This is a genomic window from Candidatus Nitrotoga arctica (assembly GCF_918378365.1).
Taxonomy (GTDB): domain Bacteria; phylum Pseudomonadota; class Gammaproteobacteria; order Burkholderiales; family Gallionellaceae; genus Nitrotoga; species Nitrotoga arctica.
This window is the reverse complement of record NZ_OU912926.1, coordinates 1,534,836-1,552,248: the sequence shown is the minus strand read 5'-3', so window position 1 is coordinate 1,552,248 and position 17,413 is coordinate 1,534,836. Positions and strand designations below refer to the sequence as shown.

The 17,413-nt window shown below is 48.2% G+C and carries 17 protein-coding genes; 13 read left to right on the top strand and 4 right to left on the bottom strand.

The window, feature by feature from the left end; genetic code table 11:
* Window positions 1-26 precede the first annotated feature (26 nt).
* From hpnE to MKZ32_RS06915, 3 genes are all read left to right on the top strand, one after another.
* Window positions 27-1,352 (top strand): hydroxysqualene dehydroxylase HpnE, encoded by a 1,326-nt coding sequence (gene hpnE, locus MKZ32_RS06925; RefSeq protein WP_239796601.1) that lies wholly within the window; start codon window positions 27-29, stop codon window positions 1,350-1,352.
* Between the two features lie 288 nt (window positions 1,353-1,640).
* A complete protein-coding gene (gene soxC, locus MKZ32_RS06920; RefSeq protein WP_239796600.1) occupies window positions 1,641-2,915 on the top strand; it encodes a sulfite dehydrogenase in 1,275 nt (424 codons plus the stop codon).
* A complete protein-coding gene (locus tag MKZ32_RS06915; protein ID WP_239796599.1) occupies window positions 2,902-3,447 on the top strand; it encodes a c-type cytochrome in 546 nt (181 codons plus the stop codon). Before soxC ends, MKZ32_RS06915 begins: the two co-directional genes overlap by 14 nt.
* Before the next feature lie 243 nt (window positions 3,448-3,690).
* Here the strand turns inward: MKZ32_RS06915 and MKZ32_RS06910 are convergent, their stop codons facing one another.
* Window positions 3,691-3,879 (bottom strand): FAD-binding protein, encoded by a 189-nt coding sequence (locus tag MKZ32_RS06910; protein ID WP_239796598.1) that lies wholly within the window; start codon window positions 3,877-3,879, stop codon window positions 3,691-3,693.
* Between the two features lie 264 nt (window positions 3,880-4,143).
* Between MKZ32_RS06910 and rpoE the strand changes: the two genes are divergently transcribed.
* The 5 genes from rpoE (at window position 4,144) to MKZ32_RS06885 (ending at window position 8,374) form a co-directional block, all read left to right on the top strand.
* A complete protein-coding gene (gene rpoE, locus MKZ32_RS06905; RefSeq protein ID WP_239796597.1) occupies window positions 4,144-4,743 on the top strand; it encodes an RNA polymerase sigma factor RpoE in 600 nt (199 codons plus the stop codon).
* A 2-nt stretch (window positions 4,744-4,745) separates the two neighbouring features.
* Window positions 4,746-5,237, top strand: a complete 492-nt coding sequence (locus MKZ32_RS06900; protein WP_239796596.1) for a sigma-E factor negative regulatory protein — start codon at window positions 4,746-4,748, stop codon at window positions 5,235-5,237.
* Window positions 5,238-5,239: 2 nt separating this feature from the next.
* Window positions 5,240-6,214 (top strand): MucB/RseB C-terminal domain-containing protein, encoded by a 975-nt coding sequence (locus MKZ32_RS06895; protein WP_239796595.1) that lies wholly within the window; start codon window positions 5,240-5,242, stop codon window positions 6,212-6,214.
* 251 nt (window positions 6,215-6,465) lie between these two features.
* Complete coding sequence (gene holB, locus MKZ32_RS06890) at window positions 6,466-7,551, top strand: DNA polymerase III subunit delta' (RefSeq protein WP_239796594.1); 1,086 nt, start codon at window positions 6,466-6,468, stop codon at window positions 7,549-7,551.
* Window positions 7,552-7,603: 52 nt separating this feature from the next.
* On the top strand, window positions 7,604-8,374 hold the full coding sequence (locus tag MKZ32_RS06885) for a TatD family hydrolase (RefSeq protein ID WP_239796593.1): 771 nt from the start codon (window positions 7,604-7,606) through the stop codon (window positions 8,372-8,374).
* A gap of 74 nt (window positions 8,375-8,448) precedes the next feature.
* Here MKZ32_RS06885 and MKZ32_RS06880 read toward each other — a convergent pair whose 3' ends face one another.
* Window positions 8,449-9,459, bottom strand: a complete 1,011-nt coding sequence (locus MKZ32_RS06880; RefSeq protein WP_239796592.1) for a sodium:calcium antiporter — start codon at window positions 9,457-9,459, stop codon at window positions 8,449-8,451.
* A 508-nt stretch (window positions 9,460-9,967) separates the two neighbouring features.
* Here MKZ32_RS06880 and MKZ32_RS06875 point away from each other — a divergent pair.
* The gene (locus MKZ32_RS06875; protein ID WP_239796591.1) at window positions 9,968-10,894 is read left to right on the top strand and encodes a PEP-CTERM sorting domain-containing protein; all 927 of its coding nucleotides are present in this window, start codon (window positions 9,968-9,970) and stop codon (window positions 10,892-10,894) included.
* A 212-nt stretch (window positions 10,895-11,106) separates the two neighbouring features.
* Here MKZ32_RS06875 and murJ read toward each other — a convergent pair whose 3' ends face one another.
* Window positions 11,107-12,642: a murein biosynthesis integral membrane protein MurJ gene (murJ, locus tag MKZ32_RS06870; protein WP_239796590.1), complete on the bottom strand. Its 1,536-nt coding sequence runs from the start codon at window positions 12,640-12,642 to the stop codon at window positions 11,107-11,109.
* 260 nt (window positions 12,643-12,902) lie between these two features.
* Here murJ and MKZ32_RS06865 point away from each other — a divergent pair, with 260 nt between their 5' ends.
* Window positions 12,903-13,043 (top strand): hypothetical protein, encoded by a 141-nt coding sequence (locus tag MKZ32_RS06865; RefSeq protein WP_239796589.1) that lies wholly within the window; start codon window positions 12,903-12,905, stop codon window positions 13,041-13,043.
* A gap of 65 nt (window positions 13,044-13,108) precedes the next feature.
* Here the strand turns inward: MKZ32_RS06865 and MKZ32_RS06860 are convergent, their stop codons facing one another.
* Window positions 13,109-14,719: an NAD(P)/FAD-dependent oxidoreductase gene (locus tag MKZ32_RS06860; RefSeq protein WP_239796588.1), complete on the bottom strand. Its 1,611-nt coding sequence runs from the start codon at window positions 14,717-14,719 to the stop codon at window positions 13,109-13,111.
* A gap of 418 nt (window positions 14,720-15,137) precedes the next feature.
* On the opposite strand from MKZ32_RS06860, the gene MKZ32_RS06855 reads away from it, so the two are divergent.
* The 3 genes from MKZ32_RS06855 to MKZ32_RS06845 all read left to right on the top strand — a co-directional run bounded on the left by MKZ32_RS06855 (window position 15,138) and on the right by MKZ32_RS06845 (window position 17,398).
* Complete coding sequence (locus tag MKZ32_RS06855) at window positions 15,138-16,169, top strand: IS30 family transposase (protein WP_239796587.1); 1,032 nt, start codon at window positions 15,138-15,140, stop codon at window positions 16,167-16,169.
* A gap of 39 nt (window positions 16,170-16,208) precedes the next feature.
* Window positions 16,209-16,766, top strand: a complete 558-nt coding sequence (locus MKZ32_RS06850) for a zinc ribbon domain-containing protein (RefSeq protein ID WP_239796586.1) — start codon at window positions 16,209-16,211, stop codon at window positions 16,764-16,766.
* Window positions 16,767-16,858: 92 nt separating this feature from the next.
* A complete protein-coding gene (locus MKZ32_RS06845) occupies window positions 16,859-17,398 on the top strand; it encodes a YajG family lipoprotein (protein ID WP_239796585.1) in 540 nt (179 codons plus the stop codon).
* Window positions 17,399-17,413: the final 15 nt, after the last annotated feature.

Sequence of the window (17,413 nt, the reverse complement as noted above, 5' to 3'; positions counted from 1 at the left end):
CTCAAAGCGAACAGAGAATTGGTATCGTGAGCAATAATACAAATTATCATGTCGCCATCATTGGGGGCGGCTACGCCGGCATGGCCGCCGCCGTTACGCTGGCTGCAGCAGATGTTCCAGTTACGGTATTCGAAAGCGCCAAGCAACTCGGCGGCCGCGCCCGCGGCGTGTGGCATAATGATGTCCAGCTCGATAACGGCCAACACATTCTGCTTGGCTGCTATCACCATACACTGCAGCTTATTGAACAAGTCGGCGGTAACATCGAGCATGATTTCCTGCATTTGCCGCTGCAACTCACACTACACAATCGCTTTGAATTAAAAGCACCCCGCCTTCCCGCCCCTTTCCATCTGCTGGCTGGGTTGCTCAGCGCAAAAGGACTGTCATTCGGCGACCGCTTGCGCGCCGCACGTTTTATGCTGGCGCTACGCCGCATTAATTTCACCTTGCCACACGACATCAGTGTATTGAAATTGTTACGCAAGCATGGTCAAGGTGACGAGCTGATACGATTACTTTGGGAGCCACTTTGCATCTCGGCACTCAACACACCGATACACATTGCCTCTGCCCAAGTGTTACTGCATGTGTTGCGCGATAGTCTGAATGGTTTGCGCAGCGATAGCGACATGTTGCTTCCACGCGTTGATTTCACAGCACTTTTTCCGAAACGCGCAAGCGAATATATCAAACAACATAGGGGCAAGGTGCTGACCGCTTGCAGCGTAGAAGCCATCATTCCACACGGCGATAAAATCGAATTAATTACCCGGCCAACTACAATAGCCTCAGAGCACACCCAACTATTCAGCCATGTCATCTGTGCAGTCTCGCCCATTCCAGCTGCACGACTGTTCCGTACCGTGCCGCAACTTGCATTCATAGCTGAGCAGATTGCAGCCATTCCGCATCAACCTATTTACACCCTATATCTACAATACCCCGAACAGGTGCGCTTGCCACAACCGATGCTGGGTTTAGACCGCTGCTTTACTCAATGGTTGTTTGATAAAGGACAGATCGCCGGACAGCACGGTCTCATCGCCGCCGTCATTAGCGCGCAAGGGAAACATCAGAATTTAAAACATGAATTGTTAGCGCAGAAAGTAGCGCAAGAGATATGCGAACAACTTGGAATAATGGAAGCGCCTTTGTGGCACAAAGTTATTGCAGAGAAACGTGCCACCTTCTCCTGCGAAACGAACCTGCCTCGTCCTGCCCATACCACAATGCTTACCAACGTACTGTTAGCTGGCGATTACACGGCAGGCGATTATCCGGCTACGCTGGAAGGAGCAGTGATGAGTGGAATGCTGTGTGCGAAAACTATTATATCAACATTTCAATAATCCCAAATAATCCACTAGAAATAATCACTTCTCAGTCATGCCCAAACCGAGACGGACCCGGATTGGTTGCGGCTTGAGCCCAAAGATCCTCGAGCCATTGCCGTTGTCGCTGCGCCACGGCCAATCGCATCACATTTTAAAATAACTCACCCCACTTCAGGCGTCAATTTATTTGACAGCCGCCGGGAAGTCCCCATAATGGGCAGCCTATGGCGTGCGGACAACAGGGGCACGATCATTGTCGAGACAATCCCGCATCGAGATAGATCACACCAAAGTAGGAGGTAGATGATGTCGAACAATGACCATGAACCAATTGTACCGAAGGTTGGCCCTGCATCCCGTAGAAAGTTCTTGAGGGTTGCAACTGTCGGGGTTATCGGAACCGTCGTCGGGCGCCACGCGTTGGCCGACAGTCTCAACGACGTGCCAGTTCGTGCAGTCGGGGCGCCACTGAGCGGGCACAGTGAACGATCAGAGTTTGTTCAGCTCAGCCGAATCCCCGAAGCGGGCCCCGGGTTGCGCAATGTTAACCCGAGTGTCGCCATTAATTCAAAGACGCCTTTGAACAAGCTAGTGGGCACCATAACGCCATCGGACTTGCACTACGAGCGTAGCCACTCAGGTGTGCCCAATCTCAATCCAATCAAACACCGGCTCCTGATCCATGGCATGACGAAGAAAGCCTTGGTCCTGACAGTGGATGATCTTAAAACCATGCCCGCGGTCTCGCGTATCGCCTTCATCGAGTGCTCAGGCAACGGGTGGGAAAACTGGAAGCAGGCCGACGAGAGTCTGACCGTTCAGAACACGCATGGCCTGATTAGCACTAATGAATGGACGGGGGTTCCGCTTGGATTTCTGATCGATATCGTCGGCATGCAACCTGAAGCAACATGGATGCTGGCAGAAGGAGGCGATGCTGCAGGTATGGCACGCAGCATCCCCATGACTGACGAAATCATGAATGAGGCGATTGTCGCTTATGCCCAGAATGGCGAGCCGCTAAGGCCTGCGCACGGCTTTCCGATTCGGTTGCTCATTCCGGGATGGGAAGGCAACTTGAGCGTGAAGTGGCTGCGACGACTGAAATTCGGCAATCAGCCGTTTATGACTCGCTGGGAAACCGCGCGCTACACCAGTCTAATGCCCAATGGCAAAGCCAGGCAGTTCCAATTACGACAGGAAATCAACTCGGTGATCACGTCCCCCTCCGGGATGATGGAAATCAAGCCGGGGTACAACCGCATTACCGGTCTTGCCTGGAGTGGGCATGGCAAAATCAAGGATGTCGAAATCAGCACCGATGCTGGCAAGACCTGGAGCAGCGCGCAATTGAACTATCCTGTTCTGCCCAAAGCGCAGGCACGCTTTCAGATGGATTGGGAATGGGATGGCAAGCCTACCAAGATTGTCAGCCGATCGACAGACGAAAAGGGAAATGTGCAACCTGATCGAAAAACACTGATAAATCATATGGGAACGAATGCACTCTTTCACTATAACGCACAGCAAACCTGGAGCATCAACGCGGAAGGGAGGGTTCGTAATGTTCTTGCATAAACACATCATGATCATGGTGGGCGCAATTGCTACCGCTTCGCTTACATTCTCGGCATTTGCCCATGATTTCGGACGTCCAGCGACACAGGAGGAAATCAAACTGTGGGACATCGATGTCAGACCGGATGGCAAAGGCCTCCCGGCCGGTAGCGGCACAGTGGCGTACGGGAAGACCGTCTATGAACTGAACTGCATGGCTTGTCACGGAGCCAATGGCAAGGACGGCATCAAGGATCGGCTGGCCGGTGGACTGGGTACGCTGGCTTCGGAGAAACCTATTAAAACTGTAGGCAGTTACTGGCCTTATGCAACAACACTGTTCGATTACATTCGCCGGGCCATGCCTTACCAGACACCTGGATCGCTCAGTATCGACGATACCTACGCAGTAACGGCCTATGTTCTAAGTTTGAGTGGAATTGTGCCTCAAGACGAGAAGCTTGATAAGGACACATTGCCGAAAATAAAAATGCCCAATCGGGACGGCTTCATTCCCGAGCCCGAGTTTCAGAAAATCACCAACAGCAGATAGATGACTGCCGCATCGTGGATAAGAACATGACGTTCTAGGCTGCTGAGCAGTAGCAACTCAATTGTTTGCCCGTGTACATACTTCAGACATTAATCACTGAGTGAAACACCAAGTTTTAAACCTAGGGAGACGCTGATTAATTCAAAATTTCGCGGAATTTCGCGCGTAACCAATTGATTATTAATGTGTGAAATTTTGAAACGCGAATTAATCAGCGCTTCCCTAGAAAGCGATTGATATCAGTTAACCAATGCTTATCGGCTGGCATTTTCCACCAATCGTCTGTATCCGTAACACCCTGTGCCAAACACTTGCACCTTCCAATAACGATTTCTTGGTGATGACGGCGATTTTTCGCTGGTCGGCAAGCTCCAACGCCAATGAAAGCCCTGCCCGTCCGCTACCTATAATCAGAATATCAAATTGCAACATGCTAGCTATCCGGTTGGTTGTTAACTCTAAAGGGAATTATCTTATTACACAGACTAGAACAAACCTAAAGTTCATGTTTTTATTGAATTTGAACTATGGCAAATCTTGCTTGTTTGCGGAAAAATGACCTTTGCTATATATGAACTAATTTCATTATGCTTTTATGCTTTGCCAAATTTATACGGTGGGCCTGATTCCTCTCGCCTGTCCGGTTATACTAGCGAGCCGCCTTGGAGGCGGCATGATAAAACTTAGGGTAACAGAATGGGCGAGAAGGAAGTCGATCAGCAATTGGTTGATCGCGCACAGCGCGGGGATAAGCACGCCTTCGAATTATTAGTCTCCAAATACCAGCGTCGGCTGGCGCGATTAATTTCGCGTTTCGTGCGCGATTCAGTTGAGGTCGAGGATGTGACTCAAGAAGCCTTTATAAAGGCTTATCGTGCCTTGCCGACGTTTCGCGGAGAAAGTGCGTTCTACACTTGGCTGTATCGCATTGGCATTAATACCGCTAAAAATCATCTACAAGCGCTCAAGAGACGCGCTCCAACCACTACCCTATTCGATGCGGAAGAGTCAGAAGGCTTCGAGGATGCGGGGTTGTTACATGAAGTTAGCACACCTGAAAACGAATTAATGAGTAAACAAGTGGTTGACGTAGTGAACTTATCTTTGCAGGAGTTGCCTGATGATTTGCGTACCGCACTCACTTTGCGTGAAATCGAAGAATTGAGCTATGAGGAAATCGCAGCCGCGATGAATTGTCCGGTCGGCACCGTGCGTTCTCGTATTTTTCGAGCGCGTGAAGCGATTGCAACAAATTTACGGCCATTGCTGGGAACTAGTAAAGACAAGAGGTGGTGAACATGAAGCAGGAAATTTCAGCATTAATGGATGGTGAGTTGTTCGATGACGATGCGGAAGCAATTCTCGACAAATTGAAGCGAAATCCTGACAAACATGACGAATGGCGAACCTATCATCTGATTAGCGATGTATTGCGCCAATCCGATCATGTTCATGCCAATATTAATATTGCCATACGGGAACGTTTACAGGCCGAACCCACGGTTATCGCACCGCACAGTCGTGTTAGCCATAATGTCCAATGGTTCGCGCTTTCTGCCGCTGCATCAATTATGGCATTAACACTAGTAGCATGGCTATCAGTGCAAATTGGGCCTGAGACTGCTCCGCAAATCGCCATGCTACAGTCAAATGCAGTACATTCTGCTAGCCTGCCTGCTAACGGCTTGGATGATTATCTGATAGCACATCAGGAGTTTTCACCCAGTTCCGATGTCTATGGTATGACTTCCTATGTTCATACAGTGGCACGTCTTCAGGAGGATAAGTAACCATGAAGGCCAGATGTGCGCTGATCGTGGTTTTATTTTTTGCCGTCGCTCCAGCATTCGCCGACACTGGCAGGCAAGTTGACTTAGATTGGCTGCAAACTATTGCTTTTGCTACGCACCAAACCGATTACAGTGGGACTTTTGTATATCAGCATAACGGTAATATGGAGACCGCGCGGATTACTCACATCTCCGACCAGAACGGTGAGCACGAGAAGCTTGAAAGTCTGGAAGGCCCACGTCGTGAGTTCATCCGTAATAACAAAGAAATTTTGTGGTATGTGGGTGACCACAAAGCCGTGCAGGTCGAAAGGCAATATAGCGGTAAAAGTTTCCCTGCTCTGCTACCGGAGCAACTATCTGCGCTTAACGAGAATTACTTGATTCATACCGCCGAACAGGCACGCATCGCCGGTTTTGACACTCAGGCCATCGTATTCCAGCCTAAAGATACGCTGCGCTATACTCATAAAATGTGGGCACACAGGGATTCCGGCCTGTTGTTAAAAGCTGCCGTGCTGGACGAACGTAGACAGATGGTGGAGCAATATACTTTTATCCAGCTAAAAATAGGCGGTGACATTGAGCGTACGCAGGTGATAACGGGTCAATCCACTACCACTTTACAGCAACAATCTCATGCCACGCCGTCCGAAACCAGCACACAGACTGCAACGAACGATTGGAAGGTCGTTGCCGTTCCTTCCGGTTTCAAGAAAATCATGGAAATGCGTCGCCCACTGCCTGGTAAAAAGACAGACGTGATCCATTTTGTATTTTCTGACGGATTGGCTGGCATCTCCGTGTTTATCGAAACATTGGGGAATCATTTTAATAGAAAACTTGGTCTATCCAGCCGAGGGGCAATCCATGTTTACAGTAAAGAAAAGGGCGATTATTTGGTAACGGTGGTTGGCGAAGTCCCTCCACGCACAGTAATGCAGGTCGCCGATTCCGTTCGCTATAGGGGGCAGTGAATGTGCTGAAGCGTGTAGTAAGAATGCAGTAAATACCACTAGTCTAATTCAATACTCGTCAGAGCTGCATTATCCGCGATATATCAATACTCTTTTGTTTCTGAAACCCTCCCAATAACAACAGCATCGGTGGAGATGCTTGAATATTAATTTGCAACACAGGTTTGTGATAACCCGCGCTAACCAATAAGCTCAAAAGCTAAAACCAGTTGTGATTGACTCTTAATTACTTGAAAAATATAAATTTGTTAATGAATGAACTGTACGAATGGCAAGATGAGCTTTGGCAACGCTGGATCGGATTGCGTGCACGTTTGCCGCATGCAATCCTATTGAAAGGGCCACAAGGAATAGGTAAGTTAGATTTCGCCATGAATCTCGCCCGCTCTTTGCTGTGCAAAAACTCATTGGGTAGCAAGTTGGCTTGCCAAGGTTGCACTTCCTGTCACTGGTTTGAACAAGGTACTCACCCTGATTTTCGTTTGCTGATATCGGGCGCGCAATCGATCGAAATGCAGGAATCCAGCAAAACTCAAGCATCTTTGACCTTGAAGAGTTGGACAAAGAGAATCGCTGAAGAAGTTCTTGAGGAACAACAAAAGAAAGGGAAAAAACCGAGCCAAGAGATTTCTGTTCATCAAGTGCGCTCGCTCGCGAATTTCATCAACCTATCCACACATCAGGGTGGCCATCGTGTAGTAGTGATTCATCCCGCGGAAACAATGAATACCAATGCAGCGAATGCCTTGCTCAAAACGCTGGAGGAACCCCCCGAGCAGATGCTGATTATTTTGATTAGCCATAAACCACAGCAATTGCTACCCACTATCGTAAGCCGCTGCCTCACTCTCGAGGCTCCAATGCCATCACTCGAGGCAAGTTTTACCTGGCTGCAACAGCAGAAATATGCCAATCCACTAGCAATGTTGGCACGGGCTGGCTTTGCTCCGTTACTAGCGGCACGCCTGGCTGAGGAAGCTATAGGGGAAAGTGAGTACAGTCTTTTTTTGCAGGAAATCAAACAGCCCGCCCAATTCGATGTATTTGCTTTGGCCGAACAGTTGCAACGCATAGAACCGATTCATGTCATCCATTGGTTGCAACAATGGTGCTATGATTTAGGCAGCGCGAAGCTCACGGGAAAGGTTAGATATCATCCTTATCTTACTGATTTATTAAAAAATCTTTCCAATAATATTGCCATATTCAACCTGCTACGTTATCAAAATGAGTTAATCATCGCAAAACGTGAGGCGTTGCATCCTTTGAATCCCAAGCTATTATTTGAATCCATCCTGCTGTCTTACCGGCACATGATGTTAGGAGCCAATATATGACACTGGATGATCACCAAGAGCGCCATAATAATCTTTTACTCACTAATACTTTATGTTTATAGATTCGCATTGCCACATCAATTTCCCGGCACTAACCGCAATCTTCGATGAAGTTTTGGCAAACATGCGCCAGAACGAAATTACTCACGCGCTGTGCGTTTCGGTAAATTTAGAAGACTTTCCTCAAATTCAATTGCTCGCAGAAAAATATGAGCATATCTATGCTTCGGTTGGTGTGCACCCAGACCATGAATCAGATACTGAGCCAACCCAAGCGTTACTGGTACAGCTGGCACAGCACCCTAAAATCATTGCTATCGGGGAAACCGGCCTCGATTATTTTCGTTTAAAAGGTGATCTGGAGTGGCAACGTGCGCGCTTCCGCACCCATATTCGCGCTGCACGCGAGTGCCGTAAACCTCTCATTATTCACACCCGTGAGGCGGCACAAGACACCTTGCGCCTTATGGCTGAAGAAGGCGCTGCCGAAATTGGCGGCGTCATGCACTGTTTTACCGAAAGCCTGGAAGTCGCCCAAGCAGCTATTGAAATGAACTTCTACATTTCCTTTTCCGGTATCGTTACTTTCAAGAATGCTATTTTGTTGAAAGAAGTAGCGCGGCATATTCCACTTGAGCGCATATTGATTGAAACTGACTCACCCTATCTCGCCCCGGTGCCCTATCGCGGCAAACTCAACCAACCCGCCTATGTTAAGCATGTAGCGGAAGAAATAGCCAAATTGCGTGGCATTTCTCTTTCAGAGGTGGCGCATGCTACTACAACAAATTTCCGTCGTTTATTTTTGAATTCGGCCACATAAAATATATCACCTTGGTTCGTTCATTCTATTTTTTACCGAGAACTTCCCCGCCCCATGTGCAGCTAATTCACGCCCTATCGCGATAATGTGATCGCGAGAAAGATAACGTAAAAGCCGCCATTTACAAGTAGCGCCCACACCGGTAATCCGCCTGAACGAGAATGGAAACGGAGCCATGCGGCGGCAACCAAGGTAATCAGTACACCGGTCAACACTTCTATACGCGGTTGCCAAGGTGTTAGCATAATTCCAATGGCAGGTAACAACGTTCCTTGAAACACCATCGCGCCAGTAATATTTCCGAAAGCCAACGTATCTTTACCACGCCGAATCCATAAAATACTGTTTACTTTTTCAGGAAGCTCGGTCGCTATCGGAATAATGAGCAGAGACAGCAGCAATGCAGAAATACCCAAGATGTGCGAAGTACCTTCAATACCGTGGATAAACCCCTTGGCACCAAAAATCAGCAGAGCCAACCCGATCCCTAGTTGCAGCAAAATGATCCATAGATTAGTCGGCAACCCCAGTTTGGCAAAGAACATCTTGCCTTCAGCCGCCGTGCCATGTCCATCCTCGACCAGCTTTTCCGAGGCACGCAACGTAAGTAAAATGTAGATGAAATAGGTGAGAACCAGTGCAAAACTTAACGCGCCACGGAGGGTGCGTGCATCCTGCGGAATGTACATAGCCACAGCGGCGAGAATAAAAGCAAACAGAAAGAAATTTAAATCACGTATGAAACCACTACGTTCCGGACGAACATAGCCATTGAATCCACGCCGATGAAGAATGGCAAATGCCATAAGGCAAGTAGAGAGTGTTGATAGCATTAGGGGTGCGCCCAGAATAGCGCCGACACCAATTTCTTCATTAATGCTGATGTTTTTCGTACCGGCGAACAATGCGAGCAGCGGAACCATTGTTTCGGGCAAAGCCGTTCCGATAGCAGCGAACACCGAACCGGTCACGCCTTCCGATATTTTTAGTTGCTCGCCAAGGTGCTCTAATGCATTGGTGAAGAGTTCGGAGGCGGCCAGAATGATAAAAAGCATCATAACCAGCTCTAAAACAAGATTAGTCATTCGTCTCCCCTCAATATTGCATGCAAATGTCTTATGAACTGCGCATTTCCAAAAGAAATGAGTTCGGATATCAGAGGGTGAAGATTTTCTAGCATAAAAAGCTCCAATGACTGGACAAGGTCGGACGAGGACTACTCCCCAGTGACAATGTCCATTTTACAGGTTCTGGTGGTGCAATCAGCAAAAACTAACCACACGAATTTACGTGAGCGTAGTGCGATATACCGCAAGCATCGTGTTCCAAATTTCAGGTACGTTTTACCCCTGCACATGCAAACAACTCAATACAAATTGCCCTTCATGGATACTGTGTAAAGTTCAATCACCAGCACTTTGAGTGTCAGATTTTTTTACATTACTCTGTTATATCTGCGGATATCTGCTCTTGCTGTTTTACTAATAAATTGATTAGTAAACACAATAGTAAAAAAATACTTAATGGCGCATTTCTTGCTTATTGATCAGGTACGTGTTATTTGGCGTGGTTTAACTCAGGAGGATTACTACAATGACTGCGAGAAAATTAATTCTGGCCCTGCTTATTTCACTAGCAAGCACAGCTCAAAATGCTTATGCAACGATTCTTATGGAGGCTACAGTTAACTCTAATATATATACCTATCCATACAGCCAGCCAACAGCATCCAATCAAACCATTTTTGGAACACATTCTGTATCTGGAATAGGTGAAGGAAGAACGACAATCAGTGGAAATTTATCAGGATCGCCATTCATTCAATTTTTAGCTACAACCCCCACAACATCGGTAAATGCACCCTCGCTCTCGGCCAGCTTAACTTACCAGTGGGTAATTGAGGGCGCTGCTGGCACACCGGTACTGGTTCACATTTCAACATCTGGGTGGATTAACAATGACTATAGTTACCTTCCTTACCAACTCAATACTTATAATCTGAACCCAAATTCTCCGAATAGTTATATAACATCATATTTCGGCACAAATACCTCTAGCGGGTATGATCAAAGAACTTATGGATTGAGAACCGGTGGGAATTCAGGCTTAGGAATAACTAACGTGCAGCCCACTGAAAATTTCACGCAGCAGAACGGTGGGTCAAGTCATCTGTATTCAGATTTTAGTGAGTCGTTTGACTTTTGGGTTACTCCGAATAATGCCAATCTAATCATAATGGAAGTTGGTGCCTTTCTCTACGAAAACACGCCATATGTAAGGAGTTATGCCAATGAAACGTACACATTTAGTGGTCTTATCGATCCAGTAATAACAATCGACCCAACTTGGGCTTTAGATCATCCCGGCTATTCGGTTGTGGTAAGTGATGGAATCGGCAATACCCCTCCAACCTTGACTTCCGTCCCAGAACCCAGCACTTTGGCTCTGATGGGATTGGCCCTTGCATGTATGGGTGGATTGCGCCGCCGCAAATCTGAAAACGGTAGACTTCACGCTTAACAAAACTGCGGTCTTATTAAATTTATAATTCAATAAAGCACTAACAGTCCATTCCCAAGCCACAATGAACTTGACCCATTAGCGCATTGCGCTCAAAGGATGCAGGGCCTGGGAGTGCTGCCCTGAAGGTTTGCCAGTAACAAGCTGCTTGCCACTGGCAGAGGATCAACTCGATAAGACAAGTGGTGCCTGAGGACATTGCGTTCGCAACTTCATGCACCGCGCCTTGAAAAATCTTTAAGTCGAAAACCGAGCAACCACAGCACGGCAAAATACACCGTCATACCCATCACTACCAATCCAGTTAGTCGCCAGATACGTATCCAGCCGCCGCTGGTCAGCCAGCTTTGCTCACTACCCATACCAAACCAGAGCGTCAATCCCAGCACCAGCATTGCCGCACCCAGCTTGGCGAGAAACTTTCCCCAGCCAGGTTCTGGCTGGTAGATATCACGCTTGCGCAGCAGGTAGAACAGGATGGCAGAGTTAAGGCAAGAACCAAGACCGATGGCCAGCGCCAGCCCTGCATGTTGCAGCCAGCCGATGAACAGCAAATTCATCGCTTGGGTAGCGAGCAAGGTGATGATGCCGGTTTTCACCGGGGTCCTGATATCCTGACGAGCATAGAAACCCGGTGCCAGAACTTTCACCGAGAGAATGCCGATCAGGCCGACGCTGTAGCCGACCAGCGCGTTACGCGTCATAAGCACGTCGTGCGCAGTAAATGCGCCATGCTGAAAGAAGGTTGCCAGAAGTGGCACCGCAATCATGCCTAGTGCGAGAGCCGCGGGCAAGGTGAGCATGAAGGTCAGGCGTAACCCCCAGTCGAGCAACTTGGAATACTCAACCAGATGGCCATCGGAGTGATGTTTGGATAAAGATGGCAGCAGAATAGTGGCAATTGCCGCACCCAATACGCCAGATGGAAACTCCATCAGGCGGTCGGCGTAATAAAGCCAGGATACACTGCCCGCCACCAGAAAAGAGGCGAAGATGGTGTTAATGATAAGGCTGATCTGGCTGATCGATACACCGAATACCGCTGGTCCCATCTGTTTGATGATACGCCACACGCCCGCATCTTTCAGGTTGGGACGTAGGGTCGGCAGCATACCGATTTTTTTCAGAAATGGCAGCTGGAATGCAAGCTGCACAAATCCCGCTATGAATACCGCCCATGCCAGCGCCATGATAGGTGGTTCAAAATACGGAGCCAGCCACAGCGCAGCGCCGATAAAACACACGTTGAGCAAAATGGGGGTAAATGCAGGCACCCAAAATTTATTGTAGGTATTGAGTATCCCCGACGCCACGGCGACCAGCGAAATGAAAAATATGTAAGGAGAAGAAATGCGTAGCAACTGGACAGTAAGATCAAATTTCGCCGGTGTAACTGCGAAACCCGGTGCACTGATGTAGACCAAAATCGGCGCAGCAATAACGCCGATGAGCGTAACAATGAACAGGATGATTGCCAGCAATGTGGTTACATGATCGACCAACAGCTTGGTTTCCTCATGCCCACGACGGTTTTTATATTCACCCAAAATTGGCACGAAGGCTTGGGAGAATGCACCTTCCGCGAATAAGCGGCGCAACAGGTTGGGTAGCTTAAAGGCGACGAAAAAAGCATCGGTCGCCATGCCCGCGCCGAAAACGCGCGCAACTAATACATCGCGGATTATGCCAAGTATGCGCGAAGCCAGCGTAAAACTGCCTATGGTACCAAGAGCTTTAAGCAGGTTCATTTATAGTCCGTTTGGAATGCGCATATTTCTTGAATCACGGTGTTCCTTGCAAAAAACCAGAAATTTTCTAGTTGCACAGGTATCACGAGTGGAGTGTCTATCTGAACTTGCCGTAAGGAGCATATTTACATGCTCAATCTGAGCGTTCATGAATTCGCTTGATGGACGTATAGAACTTTGCAAGCTGGGCAAAGGATTGTAGCAGGGATAGTGCACTGCAATAACATGTAAAACTCGCTGATATCATGAAATTGGCTGAAATGAGTATCCACTTCACGCACGTAACAGATCGATTCACCAAAAATGACAAGACGCCGTTCGGCCTGAGCTTGTCGAAGGCCAGTGCTGGCGCGGAACCAGCGGTTCGACAAGCTCACCGCGAACGGCAACTGATTTGCTGAAACGTAATACTACGTGCGTCAAGGAGATACCCATTTTGGCTGAATGAAATTTCAAATTTTCCCCTTCAGCATTTGCCATGCTGGATCATGCTCAATGCCACGGCTTCAGCGACCTGTATACCGTCCACTGCAGCGGAAAGTATGCCGCCTGCATAACCCGCGCCTTCTCCTGCCGGATAGAGCCCTGAGATATTCAGGCTTTGAAAATCTTCGCGGCGCTTGATGCGTACGGGGGAAGAAGTTCGTGTTTCCACGCCGGTAAGCACGGCATCAAACATAGCAAACCCTTTAAGCTGCTTATCGAATGCCGGAATGGCTTCTCTTATCGCTGCGATAGCGTAATCCGGCAATGACGTAGAAAGATCGCATAGGTGCACACCTGGTGCGTAAGACGGCACAACAGACCCAAGCGTGGTCGAGGGTAGGCTTGCGAGAAAATCACCGACTTTTTGTGCCGGTGCACGGTAATTACTGCCGCCCAACTCAAAGGCGCGCGCTTCCCAGTACCGTTGTAACTCGATGCCCGCCAATGGATTTCCCGGATAATCAGCGGGGGTGATGCCCACAACAATCCCGCTATTGGCATTGCGCTCATTACGCGAATACTGGCTCATGCCGTTGGTAACGACGCGGCCTTCCTCGGAAGCTGCTGCTACCACGGTGCCGCCCGGACACATGCAGAAGCTGTAGACTGAACGGCCATTGTCGCAGTGATGCACCAGCTTGTAATCGGCCGCGCCCAGCAGTGGATTGCCAGCGTTCTTGCCAAAACGGCAGTGATTGATCAGCGGTTGCGGATGCTCGATGCGAAAACCTATGGAGAACGCTTTGGCCTCCATGTATACGCCGCGCTGATGCAACATGTGGAAGGTATCGCGGGCACTGTGCCCAACAGCGAGCACGACATAATCGCTGGCAATGAATTCGCCACTACTCAGCACTACTCCCCTAACTTGTCCGTTGTCTATGACGATATCTTCAACCTTGCTCTGAAAACGAACTTCTCCGCCTAGGGCTTCGATACTCGCGCGTATTTCTTCCACCATCCCCACCAGCCGAAACGTGCCAATATGTGGCTTGCTCACGTAAAGGATTTCCTCTGGGGCACCTGCCTTGACGAATTCTGCGAGCACCTTGCGACCGTAGTGTTTGGGGTCTTTAATTTGGCTGTGCAGCTTGCCGTCAGAAAATGTTCCCGCGCCACCTTCACCAAACTGCACGTTGGATTCTGGATTGAGTATTCCTTGCCGCCACAGACCAAAAGTGTCTTTGGTGCGCTCACGCACGGCTTTACCGCGCTCCAGAACAATCGGACAGAAACCCATCTGCGCTAAAATCAGGGCCGCAAATATTCCACAGGGACCGGTACCAATCACGATTGGGCGAGAAGCCAGCTTGGCCGGCGCATGTGCTACAAAATGGTAGCTTGTATCGGGTGTGAGCGAGATATGCTTATCGTCTTGCAGGCGCTGAAACAGTGCAGCTTCGTTCTTGACCTCAATATCCAGCGTATACGTAAAAACAATGGCCGATGGCTTGCGGGCATCATAGCTACGGCGAAATATTGCATAGCTAATCAGTTCATCCGTACTAATACCCAGCCGTTTCAGAAGCGCGGCCTTGAGATCATCATCAGGGTGGTTTAAAGGAAGCTTAACTTCAGTCAATCGCAACATGCACAGTATTCCGTAAATATTCTGTCAGGGAGTAAGAAGAAGCCCACCAGTGGCAAGATTATCATTTTACCGCAAGTGAGTTTATTAGAGCTTAAGTAACGCATGTGTTCACCTGTGATATTGGGCTTCATTTCATTTAGCCCAACTAACCCGGCTGGCAGTTCAGTCTGAAATTTGCGTCGGATCATGCTTCCATCTTAAGATAAACTCATAGTTCGTCATGGAATAATCCATCGCGAAAGGGGGGGGAGGTTATATTTTTACTTCGGCCCGTCGAAACTGAACTCTCCGCGTAGCGGCTTCGTCCAACCCGACAGTCAAACGGAACTGCGTAAAAGCGCGCAGACCATTTTTTACGTTATTAAAAGGGCGCGCTCAATAACCAACCGCAACACCTTGGAGAGGTTAAGGTGTTGGAATGGAGAAATCAGGAAAGCATTACAAGCAGTTGAATGCTGAAGAGCGCGCGACGATTATGCTAATGAAACGAGAAGGAAGTGGACTGAGGGAAATTGGGCGATTCTTGAAACGCTCGCCAAGCACTATCTCAAACGAGATTGCACGAGATTTGGGATGTGAGTCTGGCTACGTTGCCTCCTTGGCTGGCGAACAGGCACGCCGTTTGCGAATCAAGCCCCGTAGGCCATTGAAGCTCGTGGAGGGGAATCCGTTGTTTGAAGTTGTGAAGGAACATCTCAAGAAGAAATGGTCACCTGAGCAAATTGCAGGCACACTTAAAAGTATGTACCCAGATCAGCCTTCACAACGTGTAAGCCATGAAACGATTTACCACACCCTTTACGCCATGCCGCGTGGTGAACTGCGCCGTGAATTGATTGCCAGCTTACGCTGGAGTCGTGACAAGCGCCGTTCCAAGACCCGTGCTCCAGATGGTCGCGGACATATCGCAGAAATGCAGAGCATCCACCTGCGTCCGCCGGAAGTGGCGGATCGTTTGATAGCGGGGCACTGGGAAGCCGACATGATCAAAGGTGCGATGAACCGTTCCTCAGTCGGCACGCTGGTCGAACGCACTACATTACTGGTGGTGTTAGCCAAAATGGCTGATGGCACGGCGCAATCTGCCCTGGACGGTTTCAGTGAAGCGCTCAGTGCAATTCCGCCAGAGCTACGCAAGACCTTCACCTACGATCAGGGGCGCGAGATGAGCAAACACGTGCAACTGACTGAACGAACGGGTATGGCGGTTTACTTCTGCGACCCGCACAGCCCGTGGCAACGCGGCTTGAACGAAAATACGAACGGACTGCTGCGCCAGTATTTGCCGAAGGGAGTAGACCTGTCGACCTACACGCAAGAACAGTTGGATGAAATTGCTTGGAGTTTAAATACACGTCCGAGGAAATCGCTCGGATTTCGAACACCCGTAGCGGTTTACAACGAGCTCCTGCTCAATATGGAATTCGCTAAATTCGCGACTAAACATTAACTGTTGTGGTTGGTTCTTGAATCCGCCGAGGTAACCCATATGGCATTGAAAAAATGCAAAGAGTGTGGAAAGGATGTTTCATCAAGCGCTAAGACGTGCCCACATTGCGGCGTTAAGAATCCAGGGGTCGCTGCCAAAACCATAGTGGTTGGCGTATTAACCCTCCTATTCATGGGGTGGCTCGTTACCCAATGCTCATCGGGCAACGACTCAAATAAAAAAAATTCAAAAATTAGCATTACCATACCTGATGGTACGAAAGCCGAAACAAGACTATTAATTGAAAATAGTTTTCTAAAACTCAGGGCTGTATGCCCCGGCCTTGACAAATATGCTGAGTCGTTAAAATTCGATGGCGTTGACGATAACTTTGAATTTGCTTCAGAAGATGCACAAAGGGCAGAAATTAAATTCTTGATATCAAAAAATAGCAACGGGATTCCGGTAAATTATATGGCTGCTGGTAATCGTTGTTTCTTTGAGATATCACGAGATGGATCAAGGGCTTTGATATCAAAGCGTGCATGCCAATCAATTTGCCTTGATAGGAATATGGCCAACAATAAAAAAGACGTTCTTGAACTATCTCTGAAATGACAAATACATAACGAATATGGTTAGCTCGTGCGAGCTAAGCTCATAATGTGATTTAACTTTTACCATAGACATTCGCAACAAGGAGAACCAGATTGAAAACTTTAATAATCACCATGCTTGTTACAGGCATTTTCATGCTCGCCGGATGTGCTGAGCCGGGGCTAAGCATTGCGCCAAAGCCGAAAATAAATTGGAATGACGTTCAATCCATTGCAAGTGCAATCAGTGTTCAACGCGACGATTTAAAGAAAACGACAAACTTCAAGGGGCCAAACAGTAGCAAAGGTATTCTGGACACCGTTTTGTTACGCGCATGGAAATCAGATGAGGGTGGAGGGTTAAGTTATCAGATTTACGTTGTAGATTACTACCATGGCGATTGGCGTTTTTACGATACGGCTTCTGATTCAAAAGGCAGTATTCTTAATATTACACTTAATTCACGAGATGTTAGCTCTTGTGATTACTCTACCTGCGCCCACCATGAACATCTGGGAATGAATGTATCGCGAGAGTACTTGGAAAAAAATCAGGAGAATGGGATTATTTTTAAGGTAAGCGGTAAAGGGGGAGAAGAGACTTTTATTATTCCTTCAGCTTATATCAAAGTCTTTTTGTCTGTCGCCAAATAAATTCACCCGTTATGC

Coding starts and splice junctions, on each gene's coding strand:
- soxC (WP_239796600.1), top strand. CDS start 1,641: ATGATGTCGAACAATGACCATGAACCAATTGTACCGAAGGTTGGCCCT.
- MKZ32_RS06915 (WP_239796599.1), top strand. CDS start 2,902: ATGTTCTTGCATAAACACATCATGATCATGGTGGGCGCAATTGCTACC.
- MKZ32_RS06910 (WP_239796598.1), bottom strand. CDS start 3,879: ATGTTGCAATTTGATATTCTGATTATAGGTAGCGGACGGGCAGGGCTT.
- rpoE (WP_239796597.1), top strand. CDS start 4,144: ATGGGCGAGAAGGAAGTCGATCAGCAATTGGTTGATCGCGCACAGCGC.
- MKZ32_RS06900 (WP_239796596.1), top strand. CDS start 4,746: ATGAAGCAGGAAATTTCAGCATTAATGGATGGTGAGTTGTTCGATGAC.
- MKZ32_RS06895 (WP_239796595.1), top strand. CDS start 5,240: ATGAAGGCCAGATGTGCGCTGATCGTGGTTTTATTTTTTGCCGTCGCT.
- holB (WP_239796594.1), top strand. CDS start 6,466: ATGAATGAACTGTACGAATGGCAAGATGAGCTTTGGCAACGCTGGATC.
- MKZ32_RS06885 (WP_239796593.1), top strand. CDS start 7,604: ATGTTTATAGATTCGCATTGCCACATCAATTTCCCGGCACTAACCGCA.
- MKZ32_RS06880 (WP_239796592.1), bottom strand. CDS start 9,459: ATGACTAATCTTGTTTTAGAGCTGGTTATGATGCTTTTTATCATTCTG.
- MKZ32_RS06875 (WP_239796591.1), top strand. CDS start 9,968: ATGACTGCGAGAAAATTAATTCTGGCCCTGCTTATTTCACTAGCAAGC.
- murJ (WP_239796590.1), bottom strand. CDS start 12,642: ATGAACCTGCTTAAAGCTCTTGGTACCATAGGCAGTTTTACGCTGGCT.
- MKZ32_RS06865 (WP_239796589.1), top strand. CDS start 12,903: ATGAGTATCCACTTCACGCACGTAACAGATCGATTCACCAAAAATGAC.
- MKZ32_RS06860 (WP_239796588.1), bottom strand. CDS start 14,719: ATGTTGCGATTGACTGAAGTTAAGCTTCCTTTAAACCACCCTGATGAT.
- MKZ32_RS06855 (WP_239796587.1), top strand. CDS start 15,138: ATGGAGAAATCAGGAAAGCATTACAAGCAGTTGAATGCTGAAGAGCGC.
- MKZ32_RS06850 (WP_239796586.1), top strand. CDS start 16,209: ATGGCATTGAAAAAATGCAAAGAGTGTGGAAAGGATGTTTCATCAAGC.